The sequence below is a fragment of the Pseudomonas sp. PDM15 genome (genome assembly GCF_014851565.1).
Classification (GTDB): Bacteria; Pseudomonadota; Gammaproteobacteria; order Pseudomonadales; family Pseudomonadaceae; genus Aquipseudomonas.
The window spans coordinates 331,456-349,255 of the sequence record NZ_JACVAA010000003.1; the positions used below are offsets into that span (position 1 = coordinate 331,456).

The following is a 17,800-nucleotide window of genomic DNA, read 5'->3' on the forward strand; positions in this document are numbered from 1 at the left end:
GGCCTAGGCGCCCAGGGGCATACCGGCCGCCTCGCGCCGCAACAGGCGCGTGGCATGGAATTCGATCAGGGACAGCAATTCGTCTTCCTGGGGGCGCAGGTAGGCGTGATCGCCATCCAGCCATTCCAGGGTGAAGGGGCCGCGGGTTTCGCGGCGCCAGGCGCGCAGGTCGTCCTCGCTCAGGCAGTCGCGGCGCGCACCTAGTACATGCACCGCGCAGGGCAATGGCGCGCGGCGCTGGTAGCGGTAGCTTTCGGCTAGGGCCAAATCACTGCGCAGCACTGGCAACAGTTCGCGACGGAATAGCGGATCGGCCAGCAGCTCGCGCGGCAAACGGGCAAAGCCATTCAGGCCGGCGAACAGTTCGCCGTCGCTGCGTGTGGTCATGCGCGGAGCCTGCAGGCGGCGCGATGGCGCACGGGAGGCCGAGGCGAACAGCGCCAGCGGTGCTGCATGGCCATCGGCAATCAGCGCCTGGGCCAGCTCGAAGGCGAGCATGGCGCCCAGGCTATGGCCCCACAGCAAGTAAGGACCATTGCACTCGCGCAGCCAGGCCTGCTTGAGGTCGGCCAGCAGCGCCGGCAGTTCCTGGCAAAGCGGCTCGCTCTCACGGGCGCCGCGACCTGGCAGCTCCAACGGGCAGACTTCCAGCCAACGCGGCAGGCGCTTGCGCCAGCGTGCATAAGGCATGGCGCTGGCGCCGGCATGAGCCAGGCAGAACAGCTGCATCAGGCGTCCATGGCCTCGCGCAGGCTGCGCGGGCGCATATCGGTCCAGACGCTGGCGATATGGGCCAGGCAGGTCGGCTTGTCGCCGCGCACGCCGTCTTCGCGCCAGCCGGCGGGTACGGCCTTGTAGGCCGGCCAAATGGCGTACTGCTGCTCGTCGTTGACCACCACCAGGAAGGTGGTTTGCGGATTATCCAGACTCATTGGGTATCCCTCGTAAAAGGTGGCACGCTTTAAAGACGCACGAAGCTGCGAATAATTTTCATTTAATTCGTTTGCACGGACATGACAGTGCCCTGCCCCTGTTACCAGGGGCGAAGAAGACTGCAATCAGGCCGGGATGGAGCCGCCGATTTCCCGAACCGCGTCCTGGGTGGCGCGGTCACGGGCTTCGCCGGTGAGCTCGGACAGACGACCGCCATCCATCTTCAGCAGGCGGTCGGCCTGGTCGAAGTAGTGGTCGTCATGGGTGATGGCGAGCACGGTCTTGCCGGCGGCCTTCAGCTGCGGCAGCAGCTCGCGGTAGAACAGGCGGCGGAACAGCGGGTCCTGGTCGGCGGCCCATTCGTCGAGGATCAGGATGTCGCGGTCTTCGAGCATCGCCAGCATCAGCGCCAGGCGCTTGCGCTGACCTTGGGAGAAGCGTGTGTCGGCCAGGCGGCCGGCGGCGAACTTGACCTTGTGGCGCAGGCGCAGGCGCTCCAGCCACTGGCCGACCAGCGATTCGTCCACTTCCGTTGCCGCCGGACCAAGCAGGCGGGAGAACAGGTGGAAATCGGTGTACACGCTGGCGAACAGCTGGCGATAGGACTGCCACTGGTGCGGCTGCACGACGTGACCGTCCAGACGGATCTCGCCGCCGGCCGGGCGATGCAGGCCGGTGAGCAGGCGCGCCAGGGTCGACTTGCCGCTGCCGTTGCCGCCGACCAGGAACACCAGCTCGCCACGGCGCAGCTCCAGGTCGATGGGGCCGACATCGAAACCAGCCTCCTCGCCCTCGCCCGGATAACGGTATTCGACACCGGCCAGCTGCAAGCTTTGCCACTCGCCGAGGCCAGGCACTGCGGCGATATCGCTGGTTTCCGGCGCCAGGTCCAGCGCCTCCAGTTTGTCCAGCGAGATGCGTGCTGCCAGCAGGCTGGGCAGCGCGGCGACGGTGGCGACCATCGGCGCACGCAGGAACAGCACGGTCAGAGCGAAGGTCGCGGCGACCTCACCGGAGGCCCAGCCCAGGCCGCTGGCGCAGAAGAACACCAGGCCGATGCTGCCCAGCACCATGGCGTTGGCCCAGTTGCCGGCCAGCCCGTTGAAGATATCGGCGCGGGTGACGTTGTCGCGATAGGCACGGGCGTCGCGGTCGAACTCCTCGTCGTACAGCATGCGTGCGCGATCACGGTTGAGCGCCAGCTCCTTGCGGCCGTCGATGATCGCCTGGTAGTCCTGATACAGGTGGTCTTCCGCTTCGCGCAGCAGGCGGATGTGATGGTTGACCTTGCCGACGAAGAACCAGCCCACCAGCAGCGTGAGTCCCAGCCAGCCAGCGGTGATGCCGAACAGCGCCGGCGACAGCCAGGCCAGGTAGCTGAAGGCGGCGATGCTGAGGATCAGGCCGTAGGTCAGCTCCGGCATATAGACGAAGGCGATGGTGATGTTGCGGATGTCGCTGGACAGGCTGGCGAGGATGCGCGCGCCGCCGATCTGCTCCAGGCGCTCGATATCGGTGTCCAGTACCCGGCGCACAAGGCTGCGGCGCAGGCGGTAGACGAAACGATGGCCAAGCGTGTGCAGCGCCACCTGCCCCGCTCCCGAGCTGATCATCAGCAGCGCCAGCAGGCCGAGGAAGCTGAGCAGCGTAGTCGCCAGCTCGCCTTCCAGGCGGATCAGCTTGAGGTTGATGAAGGCGATCACGCCGACGCTGAGCACCGCGCTGCACAGGCTGAGCAGGACGATGCCGGAGAGCGGCAGGCGGTTATCGCGGAACAGCAGCTTGAGCAGTTTCATATCGGGTCCAGAACGGCGAAGGCGTCAGGCCGCCTCGGTGTCGAGGCGGCTGCGGCAATGGCTGAGAGCATCGCGCAGAAGGAAATGCACCAGGGTCGGCGAGGCGCTGAGATGGGTGGCCACCTCGCGCTGGCTGTAGCCCTCCAGCTGGCTCATGGTGAACACGGTGCGGGTGCGCTCGGGCAACTCGCCCAGGGCATGCTGCAGGCGCTGCCATTCCAGCTGGCCGATAGCGCGCTGCTCGGGACCGGACTGCGGCGCGGGCAGCTCATCGAGCGCATCCTCGTCGGCGCTGTAGCGACCTTCCAGGGCCTGGCGCCGCAGACGGTCGATGGACAGGTTGCGCACCATGCGGAACAGGTAGCGTAGTGGGTCTTCGATGGCGTGGCGGTCGCCGCTCTCCCACAGCTTGAGGAAGGCGTCGTGCACCACATCCTCGGCACGCGCGCGGCAGCCGAGCACGCCCTTGGCGGCGTCTATCAGTACACGCCGATGTGTGGCGTAGAGACTGTCCAGCCCGTTGTTCCTGATATCGGAGGCCAAGCGTACCGGTGTGCCGGCGGGCTCCCCCCAACGATGAAACGTTCCCATAGCCCGATCCTCGGCTGCAACGTGCTGCGCATCTTAATGATAATCCTTATCAATTCAAGCATTCCTTCAGGATTTTCCCCGAGAAATGCAAACGCCGCCCGAAGGCGGCGTTTTGCCAGCATGATCACGCTCTTTATGCTGGGATATTCATCACCACTCGGCCACCGGCAGGACAGGTCTCCATGAACTGGTTGGCCGCGACGAAATCCTCGAAATCGAAGGACTTGGCAATGGTCGGCTTGAGCAGGCGATCAGCCGTCAGCTGGTTGATCCGCTGCAGCGCACGTTGCACCGCCTCCTCGTCGCGCTGCAGACCCAGGTCGGGCTGGCCAGTGAAGTCCAGCACGCAGTGACGGAAGAACTGCAGATGTTTCTTGAACGCCGCACAGGCCGGGAACGCGGCATCGTTGCCACCGTTCACGCCATAGATGATCAGCTTGCCACGGGTCGCCGCGACGTCGCCGAGCAGCTTCATCTGCGGGCCGGCGCACTGGTCCAGCACCACTTCCACGCCTTTGCCGTCGGTGAAACGCTCGACTTCGAGGACCAGGTCCTGCTCTTCGGTGTCAATCACCTTGTCGGCGCCCAGCTCACGCAGGTAGGCACGGGTGGAGCCTTCGCTGGTGGCGGCGATCACCACGGCGCCCAGCGCCTTGGCCATCTGCACCGCCTGCGGCGCCAGGCAATGGGCCGCCTCGGTGACCAGTACGCGCTGGCCGGGCTGTACATCGGCCAGTTCGACCAGGGCAAAGTAAGCCAGCATATAGGGGGTGTAGTGCACCGCTGCTTCTTCCGGCGTGAGCACGTCGGGATAACGAGTCAGCGCGCTACGCGGCATCAGCACCAGATCGCCCCAGGCCGGGTACTGGTTGGGGCTGAAGGCCGGGAAGCTGGCAACCGCCACGCCAGGGGTTAGATCGTCGACGCCCGGGCCAACGGCCTCGACCACGCCGGACAGCTCGAAGCCGACACCGGCCGGCAGCTGCGCCGCCTGATCGGGCGCCAGGTTCTGCCGCCACAGTACGTCACGCCAGCCTACGCCAAGCGCCTGGGTGCGAATCAGCACCTCGCCGTGGCCGGGTTTCGGGGTCGGCAATTCCTCCAGACGCAGCACGCTGGCATCGCCGAACTGGTGGAAACGGATCATGCGGGACATCACACACCTCGCCGTGGACTCTATGGCCCCGGACTCTATATGGGCTTATCCATCGACACCACCCGCGCACATTGATAGTCACCATAAATGTGGATGATCGGGCCGGCCGAAGGCCGAGGCTGACGATAAGGTCAACCTCGCTCTTGACGTTATCTTGCCACGGCCGCACCTTTCACACACCCAACATGGAAGACAGTGATGAACCGCAACGACCTGCGCCGCGTCGATCTGAACCTGCTGATCGTATTCGAGACGCTGATGCACGAGCGCAGCGTGACGCGTGCCGCGGAGAAACTGTTCCTCGGCCAGCCGGCGATCAGCGCCGCCCTCGCCCGCCTGCGCAGCCTGTTCGACGACCCGCTGTTCGTCCGCACCGGGCGCAGCATGGAGCCCACGGCGCGGGCCACCGAGATCTTCGGCCTGCTCTCCCCGGCGCTGGACTCCATCTCCACCGCCGTCAGCCGCGCCACCGACTTCGACCCCGCCACCAGCAACGCGGTGTTCCGCATCGGCCTGTCCGACGATGTCGAGTTCGCCCTGCTGCCGCCGCTGCTGCGCCGCCTGCGCGCCGAAGCACCCGGAGTATCTATAGTGGTGCGCCGCGCCAACTACCTGTTGATGCCTAACCTGCTGGCCTCCGGCGAGATCTCAGTGGGTGTCAGCTATACCGAGGAGCTGCCGGCCAATGCCAAGCGCAAGGTGATTCGCCGTGGCGGCTCGCGCCTGCTGCGCGCCGACAGCGTGCCGGGCAACCTCAGCCTGGATGATTTCTGCGCCCGCCCGCACGCCATGGTGTCGTTCGCCGGCGGCCTGATCGGCTTCATCGACGAAACCCTGGAAAAGCTTGAGCGCAAGCGCCGCGTGGTACTGGCCGTGCCGCAGTTCAACGGCCTCGGCGCGCTGCTCGCCGGCACCGACCTGGTCGCCACCGTGCCGGACTACGCCGCCTCCGCGCTGATCGCCATCGGCGGCCTGCGCGCCGAGCCGCTGCCGTTCGAGAGCAATACTTTCGAGTTGCACATGGTCTGGCGCGGTGCCCAGGACAACGACCCCGCCGAACGCTGGCTGCGCTCGCGCCTGCAGATGTTCTGCGGCGATCCCGACACCCTCGCCTGATTGCACCAGGCGCTCTGCGACGGGCGCCACAGCCACTATTAACGCCAGAGCATGAATCATCATTCCGGATGATATTCAAATTCGGATCGTTCGATTCGTGCCTTCAAACTGCGCCGAGCAGACTCCGCCCATTCACAAATCCGACTGGCGGAGTCAAACATGGAACAGTCAAACAATATCTCCTGGCGCTTTCCCCTGGCCCTAGCGGCCATCCTGGTGTTGAGCGCCTGCGGCAAGGGTGAAGATGCCAGCCAGCAGATGCCGGCCGCCAAGGTCAGCATCGCCGAAGTCATCGAACAGCCGATCAACGAATGGGACGAGTTCACCGGCCGCCTCGAGGCGCCCGAGTCCGTCGAGATTCGCCCGCGCGTCTCCGGCTACGTCGACCGCGTCGCCTTCGACGAAGGCAGCCTGGTGAAGAAAGGCGACCTGCTGTTCCAGATCGACCCGCGTCCGTTCGAGGCCGAGGTCAAGCGCCTGCAGGCCCAGCTGCAACAGGCCCGCGCCAACTCCACCCGCACCGCCAACGAGGCCCGTCGTGGCGATCGCCTGCGCCAGAGCAACGCCATCTCCGCCGAACTGGCCGATGCCCGCAGCAGTGCGGCCGCAGCCGCCGAGGCGCATGTCGCGGCAATCCAGGCGGAACTGGAGAATGCCCAGCTCAACCTCAGCTTCACCCGCATCACCTCGCCGATCGACGGCCGCGTTAGCCGCGCCGAGATCACCGAGGGCAACCTGGTCGGCGCCGGCCAGTCGCTGCTAACCTCGGTGGTGTCCACCGACAAGGTCTACGCCTACTTCGACGCCGACGAGCGCGTGTTCCTCAAGTACATCGAGCTGGCCCGCAAGGCCGGTAGCGACGCCCGCGGCGCCAGCCCGGTGTACCTCGGCCTGTCCAGCGAGGACGGCCACCCGCACGAGGGCCAGCTGGACTTCCTCGACAACCAGGTCAATCCGCGCACCGGCACCATCCGTGGCCGCGCCGTGTTCGACAACCGCGACGGCCGCTTCACTCCGGGCCTGTACGCCCGCCTCAAGCTGGTCGGCAGCAGCACCTACGCGGCGGCGCTGATCAAGGACGAGGCGGTCGGCACCGACCTGGGCAAGAAGTTCGTCCTGGTCCTCGGCGACAAGAACACCGTGGACTACCGCGCCATCGAGCTCGGCCCGAAGCTGGAAGGCCTGCGCATCGTCCGCAGCGGCCTCTCCAAGGGCGAGAAGATCGTGGTCAACGGTCTGCAGCGCGCCATGCCCGGTGCCACGGTCGACCCGCAATCGGTGCCGATGGCCGACGAGGCCACCCTCGCCCAGCTGGCGCGCCTGCGCCAGGCCGTGGATGGCCGCGACGCCCCGCGCGTGGCCGAACAACAAGCCAAATCCAGCAACGCACCTCGCGGCTGAGGTAGAACGCCATGAACTTCTCCCAGTTCTTCATCAAGCGGCCGATCTTTGCCGCCGTGCTGTCCCTGCTGGTGCTAATCGCCGGTGCGATCTCGCTGTTCCAGCTGCCGATCAGCGAATACCCGGAAGTGGTGCCGCCCACCGTGGTCGTGCGCGCCAACTTCCCCGGCGCCAACCCCAAGGTGATCGGTGAGACCGTCGCCTCGCCGCTGGAGCAGGCCATTACCGGCGTGGAAAGCATGCTCTATATGTCGTCGCAGTCCACTGCCGACGGCAAGCTGACCCTGACCATCACCTTCGCCCTCGGCACAGACCTGGACAACGCCCAGGTGCAGGTGCAGAACCGCGTGACACGCACCATGCCGACCCTGCCCACCGAGGTGCAGCGGCTCGGCGTGACCGTGGACAAGGCCTCTCCCGACCTGACCATGGTGGTCCACCTGACCTCGCCGGATCAGCGCTACGACATGCTCTACCTGTCCAACTTCGCCGCGCTCAACGTCAAGGACGAGCTGGCGCGCCTGGACGGCGTGGGTGACGTGCAGCTGTTCGGCATGGGCAACTACTCGCTGCGCGTGTGGCTGGACCCGAACAAGGTGGCCTCGCGCAACCTCACCGCCTCAGATGTGGTCGCTGCCATCCGCGAACAGAACCGCCAGGTCGCCGCCGGCGCCCTCGGCGCACCGCCCTCGGACGCCGGCAACAGCTTCCAGCTGTCGATCAACACCCAGGGCCGCCTGGTCAGCGAGGAGGAGTTCGAGAACATCATCATCCGCGCCGGCGACGACGGCGAGATCACCCGCCTGAAGGACATCGCGCGCATCGAGCTGGGCTCCAGCCAGTACGCCCTGCGCTCGCTGCTGAACAACCAGCCGGCCGTGGCCATCCCGGTGTTCCAGCGCCCCGGCTCCAACGCCATCGAGATCTCCGACGCCGTGCGGGCTCGCATGGCCGAGCTGAAGAAGAGTTTCCCGCAGGGCGTGGACTACGAGATCGTCTATGACCCGACCATCTTCGTGCGCGGCTCCATCGAGGCGGTGGTGCACACCCTGCTCGAGGCCATCGTGCTGGTGGTGCTGGTGGTGATCCTGTTCCTGCAGACCTGGCGCGCCTCGATCATCCCGCTGGCTGCCGTGCCGGTATCGCTGATCGGTACCTTCGCCGTGATGCACCTGTTCGGCTTCTCGCTCAATGCCCTGTCGCTGTTCGGCCTGGTGCTGGCCATCGGCATCGTGGTGGACGACGCCATCGTGGTGGTGGAGAACGTCGAGCGGAACATCGGTCTGGGCAAGACGCCCATCGACGCGACCCGCCAGGCCATGAAGGAAGTGACCGGCCCCATCGTCGCCACCGCCCTGGTGCTGTGCGCCGTGTTCGTGCCGACCGCGTTCATCTCCGGCCTCACCGGGCAGTTCTACCAGCAGTTCGCGCTGACCATCGCCATCTCCACCGTGATCTCGGCGTTCAACTCGCTGACCCTGTCGCCGGCCTTGGCCGCCGTGCTGCTGAAGGATCACCACGCGCCGAAGGACCGCTTCTCCCGCGTGCTCGACAAGCTGTTCGGCGGCTGGCTGTTCAACCCCTTCAACCGATTCTTCGACCGTGCCAGCCATGGCTATGTCGGCACCGTGAAGCGCGTGCTGCGCGGCAGCTCCATCGCCCTGCTGGTTTATGGCGGCCTGCTGGTGTTCGGCTACCTGGGCTTCTCCAGCACCCCGACCGGCTTCGTGCCGCAACAGGACAAGCAGTACCTGGTCGCCTTCGCCCAGCTGCCGGACGCCGCCACCCTCGACCGTACCGAGGAGGTGATCAAGCGCATGTCGGAGATCGCCGGCAAGCATCCGGGTGTGGAGAACACCGTGGCCTTCCCGGGCCTGTCGATCAACGGCTTCACCAACAGCCCGAACAGCGGCATCGTGTTCACCCCGCTGCGGCCGTTCGACGAGCGCAAGGACCCGAGCATGTCCGCCGGCGCCATCGCCGCCGAGTTGAATGCCCAGTTCGCCGAGATCCAGGATGCCTACATCGCCATCTTCCCGCCGCCGCCCGTGCAGGGCCTCGGCACCATCGGTGGCTTCCGTCTACAGATCCAGGACCGCGGCAGCCTCGGTTACGAGGAGCTGTACAAGCAGACCCAGAACATCCTGGCCAAGGCGCGCGCGCTGCCGGAGCTGAACCCGATGTCGGTGTTCACCAGCTACCAGGTCAACGTGCCGCAGATCGATGCAAACATCGACCGAGAGAAGGCCAAGACCCACGGTGTGGCCATCAGCGACATCTTCGACACCATGCAGGTGTACCTGGGCTCGCTGTACGCCAACGACTTCAACCGCTTCGGCCGTACCTACCAGGTCAACGTCCAGGCCGAGCAGCAGTTCCGCCTGGAGCCGGAGCAGATCGGCCAGCTCAAGGTGCGCAACAACCGTGGCGAGATGATTCCGCTGTCCACCTTCGTCAAGGTCGATAGCGCCTCGGGCCCGGACCGGGTGATGCACTACAACGGCTTCCTCACCGCCGAGATCAACGGTGCCGCAGCGCCCGGCTACAGCTCCGGCCAGGCCGAGGCAGCCATCGCCAAGCTGCTCAAGGAGGAACTGCCCAACGGCATGACCTACGAGTGGACCGAGCTGACCTATCAGCAGATCCTCGCCGGCAACACCGCGATCTTCATCTTCCCGCTCTGCGTGCTGCTGGCCTTCCTGGTGCTGGCCGCCCAGTACGAGAGCTGGAGCCTGCCGCTGGCGGTGATCCTGATCGTGCCGACCGTGCTGTTCTCCGCCATCACCGGGGTGATCCTGGCCGGCGGCGACAACAACGTGTTTACCCAGATCGGTTTGATCGTGTTGGTCGGCCTGGCGTGCAAGAACGCCATCCTCATCGTCGAGTTCGCCAAGGAGAAACAGGAAGAAGGCCTCGACCGCATGGCCGCGGTGCTGGAAGCCTGCCGCCTGCGTCTGCGCCCGATCCTCATGACCTCCATCGCCTTCATCATGGGCGTGGTGCCCCTGGTGCTGTCGTCCGGCGCCGGTGCCGAGATGCGCCATGCCATGGGCGTGGCAGTGTTCAGCGGGATGATCGGTGTGACCTTCTTCGGCCTGCTGCTGACTCCGGTGTTTTATGTGCTGATCCGCGGTTTCGTGGAGAAACGCGAAGCACGCAAGGCCAACCAGATCGCTCACGAGGTGCATGCATGAAGCCGTTGATTCCCGCCCTGCTCGCCCTGGCGGTCAGTGCCTGCGCCGTCGGCCCGGACTATAAGACGCCAGAAACCCAACCAGCGCAGATCACTGCGCTGGAAGCCAGCGACTACGACCGCACCGATTTCGAATCGGCCTGGTGGCAGCAGTTCGACGACCCGACCCTGAGCCAGCTAGTCCAGCAGTCGCTCAAGGAGAACCGCGAGCTGCGCGTGGCCTTTGCCCGCCTGCGCGCCGCCCGCGCCATCCGCGATGACGTTGGCAACGACCAGATGCCGGTGATCACCAGCCGCGCCAGTGGCGAGTTCGGCAAGGCCCAGCAGCCACCGACCAGCGAGGAGCGTATCCGCCAGGAGCGCTACGATCTGGGTCTGGACATGGCCTGGGAGCTCGACCTGTTCGGCCGTATCCAGCGCACCATCGAGGCCAGCGACGCCCAGAGCGAGGCCGCCGAGGCCGAGCTGTATCAGCTGCAGGTCAGCTTGATCGCCGAGCTGGTGGACGCCTACGGCAACCTGCGTGGCGCGCAACTCAGGGAGCGGATTGCCCGCGACAACCTGAAGAACCAGAGCCAGTCGCGCGCCCTCACCGAGCAGCTGCGCGACGCCGGCATCGGCAGCGAACTGGACGTACTGCGCGCCGATGCGCGCCTGGCCGCCACCGAAGCCAGCCTGCCGCAGTTGCAGGCCGAGGAAGCACGGGCCCGCCACCGCATCGCCACCCTGCTCGGCCAACGCCCGGAACAGTTGACCGTCGACCTGTCGGCCAAGCCGCTGCCGGTGATCGCCAAGGCCCTGCCCATTGGAGATCCGGCCGAGCTGCTGCGCCGTCGCCCGGATGTACGCGTGGCCGAACGCCAGCTGGCCGCTGCCACCGCCAATGTCGGGGTGGCCACTGCCGACCTGTTCCCACGGGTCAGTCTGTCCGGCTTCCTCGGCTTTACCGCCGGCCGCGGCTCGCAGCTCGGCGCCGCCGATGCGCGAGCTTGGGGTGTGGCGCCGACCATCAGCTGGGCGGCGTTCGATCTGGGCAGCGTGCGGGCCCGCCTGCGCGGCGCAGAGGCTGACGCCGATGGCGCCCTGGCCAGCTACGAGCAGCAGGTGCTGCTCGCCCTGGAAGAGTCGGAAAACGCCTTCAGCGATTACGCCAAACGTCAGCAGCGCCTGGTCTCGCTGGTGCGCCAGTCCGAGGCCAGTCGCGCGGCGGCGGCCCAGGCCGCAGTGCGCTACCGCGAAGGCACCGAGGACTTCCTCGTGCTGCTCGATGCCGAGCGTGAGCGCCTGTCTGCCGAGGATGCCCAGGCCCAGGCCGAGATCGACCTGTACCGCGGCATCGTCGCCATCTACAAGGCGCTCGGCGGAGGTTGGCAGCCGAACGCCTGACAGATCCGGCCCGAGCACGCTCGAGCCACACCATCCCTCCTGGGCCGACCCTGCCCTTGTCGGCCATTGCGCTCCCCGCGGCTCGCTCCTGACCGCGGGGATTTTTTTGCCAGCAGAAAAGACAACGGCCGGCAAAAGCCGGCCGCAGACTCACCAGATGCCGGATCAGCTGGCGCGCGCCATGCTGCGCAGGGCCTTGATCTGGTCGTGGTTGCGGATCACACCGGCGTACTGGCGCTGGATCACTTCACGCACGTTGACTGGCAGGTTCTTCTCTTCCAGAGCCTCGGCGTAGTGCTTCTTGGCCACGTCCTCGCCGCGCTCGCACTCATTGAGGATGGCCTCGTCGCTCTTGCCGGTGATCAGCGCCTTGAGGTCGACCCAGCGGCGGTGCAGGTCACCACCCACGCTGGTGTCGGTTTCCGGCTTGCCGCCCAGTTCCAGCACCAGGCCCTGCAGTTCACCGGCCGCGGCCGCGCATTCGCGCGAACGGTTGTTGAACAGCGACTGCAGCTGCGGATCCTTGACGTCCTTGGCGCAGGTACGGAAGCCCGCCTCGCCGTCCTTGCTGGTCTCGATCAGGTTATTGAGAACCTTGATGGTGTCTTTGATGGTATCGCTCATCATTGTCTTCCTTTGCCGGCGTTGCCGGCGGCTGGTGGGATGACTGCAGAGGCGCAGTTGCTGTTGCGCCGCCTGATGGTGTCGACTCGGCCGCTTCGATCGGTGTTCCACCTAACCGATGGGCGGTAGGGCCAACAGATCAAGGACTTAGCCTTGCTCGGCGACCAGGATCAGGGCGCCCAGCGGTGGCAGGTCGAGTGGCAGTGACTGGGGCTGGCCGTGGTCGCTGTGGGCGATGGTGTGCACCTGGCCACGGCTGCCGGCGGCCGAGCCCAGATAGCACTCGTCGTCGCTATTGAGCAGCACGCGCCAGCTGCCGGCGATGGGCACGCCGACGCGGTAGTCGCCGCGCGGCACCGGGGTGTAGTTCTGCACCACCAGCAGCGGCCGCTCGCCCTCGGCGTGGCGTAGCCAGGCGAACACGCTGTTGCGCTGGTCGTCGCCGATCAGCCACTGGAAGCCTTCGGCGCGGCCATCCAGGCGATGCAACGCCGGGTAGTCGCGGTACAGGCGATTGAGGTCGCGCACGAGGTTCTGTACGCCGACGTGCTCGCCGTAGTGCAGCAGGTACCAGTCCAGCTGTTGGTCGTGATCCCACTCGCGCCACTGGCCGAACTCGCAGCCCATGAACAGCAGCTTCTTGCCCGGATGCGTCCACATGTTGGCGAGGAACAGGCGCAGGTTGGCGAACTGCTGCCAGCGGTCGCCGGGCATCTTGCCCAGCAGCGAGCCCTTGCCGTGCACCACCTCGTCATGGGAGATCGGCAGCACGAAATGCTCGGAGAAGGCGTAGATCAGGCCGAAGGTCAGCTGGTGATGGTGGAAGCTGCGGTGCACCGGGTCCTGCTGGATATAGGCCAGGCTGTCGTGCATCCAGCCCATGTTCCACTTGTAGGCGAAGCCCAGGCCGCCCTCGCCGCTCGGTCGACTGACGCCCGGCCAGGCGGTGGACTCCTCGGCGATCACCAGGGCGCCGGGCGCCTCGCTGGCGACCACCTCGTTGAGGTGACGGAGGAACTCGATGGCCTCCAGGTTCTCGCGACCGCCGTGGCGGTTGGGAATCCACTCGCCGTCCTTGCGCGAATAGTCGCGGTAGAGCATCGAGGCCACCGCATCCACGCGCAGGCCATCTATGTGGTAGGTGCGCAGCCAGTGCAGCGCCGACGCCAACATGAAGCCGTGCACCTCGGTGCGGCCGAGGTTGTAGATGAAGGTGTCCCAGTCCTGGTGGAAGCCCTCGAACGGGTGCGCGTACTCGTACAGCGCCGTGCCGTCGAAGCGCGCCAGGCCATGCTCGTCGGTGGGAAAATGCGCCGGCACCCAGTCGAGGATCACGCCGATGCCGGCGCGGTGGCAGGCATCGACGAAGGCGGCAAAATCGGCCGGCGAACCGTAGCGCGAGGTCGGCGCGAACATCGACAGCGGCTGGTAGCCCCAGGAGCCGCCGAACGGGTGCTCCATCACCGGCAGCAGTTCGATGTGGGTGAAGCCCAGGTCCTGCACGTAGGGAATCAGGCGCTCGGCCAGCTCGGCCCAGGTCGGCGGGCGTTCGTCGACGTGCTGCCAGGAGCCGGCATGCACCTCGTAGATGCTCAGGGGCCGGTCATGGCCCTGGTGCCGTTGCCGGTTGGCCAGCCAGTCCTGGTCGGTCCAGGCGAAGTCCAGCGACGCGGCGACCCGCGAGCCGGTGGCGGGCGGATGCTCGCCCTCCAACGCCAAGGGATCGGCCTTGAGCGGCAGCACGCCGTCGGCGCCGAGAATCTCGAACTTGTATACCGTGCCGGCACCCAGGCGCGGGATGAACAGCTCCCAGACCCCGCTCGGGTAGCGCAGGCGCATGGGGTGGCGGCGTCCGTCCCAGCCGTTGAAGTCTCCGACCACCGAAACCCGCCGGGCGTTGGGCGCCCATACGGCGAAGCGCACGCCCGGCACGCCGTCCTGCTGCATCAGCTGGGCGCCCAGGCAGCGGCCGAGATCGCGGTGATTGCCCTCGGCGAACAGGTACAGGTCGATATCGCCGAGCAGCGCGCCAAAGGCGTAGGGATCCTCGGTTTCCTGCTCGGCCTCGGGCCAGTGGATGCGCAGGCGATACGGCTGGGGTCGCTCCAGTCTCAGGCTGAACAGCCCTCCGGCGTCTTCCAGCTGCATGGCGCCGAGCAGCTCGCCGCTGTCGGCGGCCAGCAGCTCGACCGCCAGTGCGCCCGGCAGCCATACCCGTACCAGGCTGCCGTCGCCATCCGGTTGCGGGCCTAGAAAGGCAAAGGGGTCGCCATGCTCGGCGCGGCGCAGACGTTCCAGGTCAGTCATCAACGGTTTCCCTGCAATTGGTGAACAAGCTCCAGCAACCCGTGCAGCGGGACATCGATCCAGTCGGGTCGGTGGGCGGCTTCATAGAGAATCTCGTAGGCGGCCTTCTCGATGCTGAACAGCGCCAGCGCCGCGCCCTCTCCTTCGCGGGCCTGCCACTCATGCGGCAGATCGGCGGCGGCCAGGCGATAGGCGTCATAGAAGGCGGTGCGCGCCTCGCTGCGGTAGCGCGAGGCAATGCGCTGGCGGGCCACCGTGGCCTCGTCCGACGAATCGGAGCCCTGGGCGTTACGCAGCACCATGGCGGCGGCATAGTCGAAGGAGCGCAACATGCCGGACACGTCCTTCATCGGGCTGTGACGCTGGCGACGCTGCTCCAGTGGCCTGCTCGGCTCGCCCTCGAAGTCGATGATGTAGGCATCGCCCTGCACCACCAGCACCTGGCCCAGATGCAGGTCGCCATGCACCCGTATGCGCACGCCGCCGCCGGACAGCCGCGCCAGGTCGCTGACCAGACGCAGCAGTTCCTCACGTTGCTGCAGAAGCAAGTCGACCTGACGCTGGTCCGCCTCGCTCAGGCGTTCGCGGCTGTGATCCAGCGCGTCTAGTGCCTGCTGCAGCTGCGCACCGATGGACTCGCCCCAGCCCTGGCTGTCCGTCTCGTCGCTGGGGCGCAGGCCGAAATCGGGATCGTCGCTGGGCTTAGCCAGTACCAGATGCATCTCGCCCAGCCGCCGGCCCAGGGTGGCGGCAAAGGTCTGCAGCTCCGTCAGGGCGTCGTATTCGCTCTGCACATTGGAGATGCCGCCGCTGAGCTCGTCGCGGATGGCCCGCTGCAGGTTGTCCAGGGTCCAGCTCCAGGCATCGCCCTGATTGCTCAGGTAGCCCTGCAGGATCATCAGGGTGAAGGCCTCACCCGCTTCGTCCACTCGGCGCACTTCGCCCAGCATGGGCGCGATGTTGGCGTAGCCGTTGGCGGTGAGAAAACCGCCCATCTCCGCCTCCGGATGCACGCCCGGGAACAGGCGGCGCACCAGCTTGAGCACCATGCGCTCGCCGATGATCACCGAGCTGTTGGACTGCTCGGCGGAGATCAGCCGCGTTTCCTCGCCCGGCACCGCCGGGTAATCGGCGAAGCGGCTGCTGGCCAGGAAGTGGATCTCGCTGTCTCCCGCCTTCAGCACCTGACGGCTGTGCAGGTGGGCGAGTACCTCGTAGGTGAATTCGGGCAGGCTGAAGCCGTCGGTCAGCAGGCCCACCTGGCGACCACGGCGCAGACGCGCCAGGGCCAGTTGCTGGGCCAGCGGATTGCCGGCCGAACCTTCGTCGACGTAGGCCAAGGGCAGCTGGTAGCGCTCGCTGCCCTGGGTGATCTCGGCCAGCGCGCGCAGGTCGCCGAACGGCTGCACGTAGGCCAGCTCGGGCTTGGCGGCGCCCTCGCCCTGGGCGGAGAACCAGCGCCGCCGCCCCAGATAGCTGGCAAGCAGATCGCTCTCCAGCACGCCGCGGCTGGGCGCTCGGACCAGCTCCTGCAGATCGCGCTTGATCACCAGGGTCGGCAGCTCGGCCATGCGCTCCACCGGTGCCACGTGCCAGCTAGGCATCTGCGAGGCGTCCGCCAGGTAGAACCAGTAGAAGCCGTAGGGCGGCAGGGTCAGCAGATAGGTCATCTCGCCGATGGGCGGGAAGGACGCACCGCCGACCATCTCCACCGGTACCCGGCCGTCATAGGCGGACAGCTCCAGCTCCACCGCCTGGGCCGCACGGGACAGGTTGGCCACGCAGAGGATGCTCTCCTCGCGGCCGTCGGCGCCGCGTAGCTCACGGAGGTAGGCGAGGATGCGGCGGTTGCTCGGCGTGAGCATCTTCAGGCTGCCGCGGCCGAAGGCCTGTTGCTGCTTGCGCACCGCCAGCATGCGGCGCATCCAGTTGAGCTGCGAATGTGCGTCGCGGGCCTGGGCCTCGACGTTGACCGTCTGGTAGCCGTACAGCGGGTCCATGATCGGCGGCAGCACCAGCTTGGCCGGGTCGGCGCGGGAGAAGCCGCCGTTGCGGTCCATCGACCACTGCATGGGGGTGCGCACGCCGTCGCGGTCGCCAAGGTAGATGTTGTCGCCCATGCCGATCTCGTCGCCGTAGTACAGCACCGGGGTGCCCGGCATCGACAGCAACAGGCTGTTGAGCAGCTCGATGCGTCGGCGGTCACGCTCCACCAGCGGCGCCAGGCGGCGGCGGATACCCAGGTTGATACGCGCGCGCTGGTCGGCGGCGTAGTAGTTCCACAGGTAGTCGCGCTCGTCGTCGGTGACCATCTCCAGGGTCAGTTCATCGTGGTTGCGCAGGAAGATCGCCCACTGGCAGTTGGGTGGGATATCCGGGGTCTGGCGCAGGATGTCGGTGATCGGGTAGCGGTCCTCCTGGGCGATGGCCATGTACATGCGCGGCATCAGCGGGAAATGGAAGGCCATATGGCATTCGTCGCCCTCGCCGCCCTCCTCGCCGCCGAAGTACGGGCGGGTGTCCTCCGGCCACTGGTTGGCCTCGGCCAGCAACATGCGATCGCTGTAGCGCTCGTCCAGGGCTGCGCGGATGCGCTTGAGCACCACGTGGGTCTCGGCCAGGTTCTCGTTGTTGGTGCCATCGCGCTCGATCAGGTAGGGAATGGCGTCCAGGCGTAGGCCGTCCACGCCCATATCCAGCCAGTAGCGCATCACCCCGAGCACCGCGCGCAACACCTGCGGGTTGTCGAAGTTGAGGTCCGGCTGGTGCGAATAGAAGCGGTGCCAGAAGTATTGGCCGGCGACCGGGTCCCAGGTCCAGTTGGACTTCTCGGTGTCGAGGAAGATGATCCGCGTGCCGGTGTACTTGTCGTCCGTGTCGGACCAGACGTACCAGTCGCGCGCCTTGGAACCCTTCTTGGCACGCCGCGCGCGCTGGAACCAGGGGTGCTGGTCTGAGGTGTGGTTGATGACCAGCTCGGTGATCACCCGCAGGCCGCGCTTGTGTGCCTCGGCGATGAAGCGGCGGGCGTCGGCCAGGGTGCCGTAATCCGGGTGCACGCCCTTGTACAGGGCGATATCGTAGCCATCATCGCGGCGTGGCGAGGGGTAGAACGGCAGCAGCCAGAGGGTGTTCACGCCGAGGTCGGCGATGTAGTCGAGCTTGTCGATCAGCCCGGCGAAGTCACCGACGCCATCGTTGTCGGCGTCGAAGAACGACTTCACGTGCAGCTGGTAGATCACCGCATCCTTGTACCACTGCGGATCGTCGAGAAAGGCTTTGCTACGGGCCATGCGG

Annotated in this window: 12 protein-coding genes; 4 read left to right on the top strand and 8 right to left on the bottom strand. The window is 66.6% G+C overall.

Features of this window, described 5'->3' with window-relative positions; genetic code table 11:
• Positions 1-3 precede the first annotated feature (3 nt).
• The 5 genes from IB232_RS09450 to IB232_RS09470 all read right to left on the bottom strand — a co-directional run bounded on the left by IB232_RS09450 (position 4) and on the right by IB232_RS09470 (position 4,476).
• Complete coding sequence (locus IB232_RS09450) at positions 4-729, bottom strand: thioesterase II family protein (RefSeq protein WP_192398261.1); 726 nt, start codon at positions 727-729, stop codon at positions 4-6.
• Positions 729-932, bottom strand: coding sequence for an MbtH family protein (locus IB232_RS09455; RefSeq protein ID WP_137973081.1), 204 nt, complete (start codon positions 930-932; stop codon positions 729-731). The genes IB232_RS09450 and IB232_RS09455 overlap by 1 nt, the downstream gene beginning before the upstream one ends.
• Before the next feature lie 126 nt (positions 933-1,058).
• Positions 1,059-2,729: a multidrug ABC transporter permease/ATP-binding protein gene (locus tag IB232_RS09460; RefSeq protein WP_192398262.1), complete on the bottom strand. Its 1,671-nt coding sequence runs from the start codon at positions 2,727-2,729 to the stop codon at positions 1,059-1,061.
• Positions 2,730-2,753: 24 nt separating this feature from the next.
• Positions 2,754-3,320, bottom strand: a complete 567-nt coding sequence (locus tag IB232_RS09465) for a sigma-70 family RNA polymerase sigma factor (protein WP_192398263.1) — start codon at positions 3,318-3,320, stop codon at positions 2,754-2,756.
• A gap of 133 nt (positions 3,321-3,453) precedes the next feature.
• On the bottom strand, positions 3,454-4,476 hold the full coding sequence (locus tag IB232_RS09470; protein ID WP_137973078.1) for a zinc-dependent alcohol dehydrogenase family protein: 1,023 nt from the start codon (positions 4,474-4,476) through the stop codon (positions 3,454-3,456).
• A gap of 198 nt (positions 4,477-4,674) precedes the next feature.
• Between IB232_RS09470 and IB232_RS09475 the strand changes: the two genes are divergently transcribed.
• From IB232_RS09475 to IB232_RS09490, 4 genes are all read left to right on the top strand, one after another.
• Positions 4,675-5,592, top strand: a complete 918-nt coding sequence (locus IB232_RS09475; protein ID WP_137973077.1) for a LysR family transcriptional regulator — start codon at positions 4,675-4,677, stop codon at positions 5,590-5,592.
• A gap of 159 nt (positions 5,593-5,751) precedes the next feature.
• Positions 5,752-6,993, top strand: a complete 1,242-nt coding sequence (gene mexE / locus IB232_RS09480; RefSeq protein ID WP_192398264.1) for a multidrug efflux RND transporter periplasmic adaptor subunit MexE — start codon at positions 5,752-5,754, stop codon at positions 6,991-6,993.
• Between the two features lie 11 nt (positions 6,994-7,004).
• Complete coding sequence (locus IB232_RS09485; RefSeq protein WP_192398265.1) at positions 7,005-10,187, top strand: efflux RND transporter permease subunit; 3,183 nt, start codon at positions 7,005-7,007, stop codon at positions 10,185-10,187.
• Positions 10,184-11,572 (top strand): efflux transporter outer membrane subunit, encoded by a 1,389-nt coding sequence (locus tag IB232_RS09490; protein WP_192398266.1) that lies wholly within the window; start codon positions 10,184-10,186, stop codon positions 11,570-11,572. The genes IB232_RS09485 and IB232_RS09490 overlap by 4 nt, the downstream gene beginning before the upstream one ends.
• 165 nt (positions 11,573-11,737) lie before the next feature.
• On the opposite strand, the gene IB232_RS09495 is transcribed toward IB232_RS09490, so the two are convergent.
• The 3 genes from IB232_RS09495 to treS form a co-directional block, all read right to left on the bottom strand.
• Positions 11,738-12,199: a PA2169 family four-helix-bundle protein gene (locus tag IB232_RS09495; RefSeq protein ID WP_412547721.1), complete on the bottom strand. Its 462-nt coding sequence runs from the start codon at positions 12,197-12,199 to the stop codon at positions 11,738-11,740.
• A gap of 144 nt (positions 12,200-12,343) precedes the next feature.
• Positions 12,344-14,503: a 1,4-alpha-glucan branching protein GlgB gene (glgB, locus tag IB232_RS09500; protein ID WP_192398268.1), complete on the bottom strand. Its 2,160-nt coding sequence runs from the start codon at positions 14,501-14,503 to the stop codon at positions 12,344-12,346.
• Entirely contained in the window at positions 14,503-17,796 is a 3,294-nt protein-coding gene (treS, locus tag IB232_RS09505) for a maltose alpha-D-glucosyltransferase (RefSeq protein ID WP_192398269.1), read from the bottom strand. The genes glgB and treS overlap by 1 nt, the downstream gene beginning before the upstream one ends.
• Positions 17,797-17,800 lie beyond the last annotated feature (4 nt).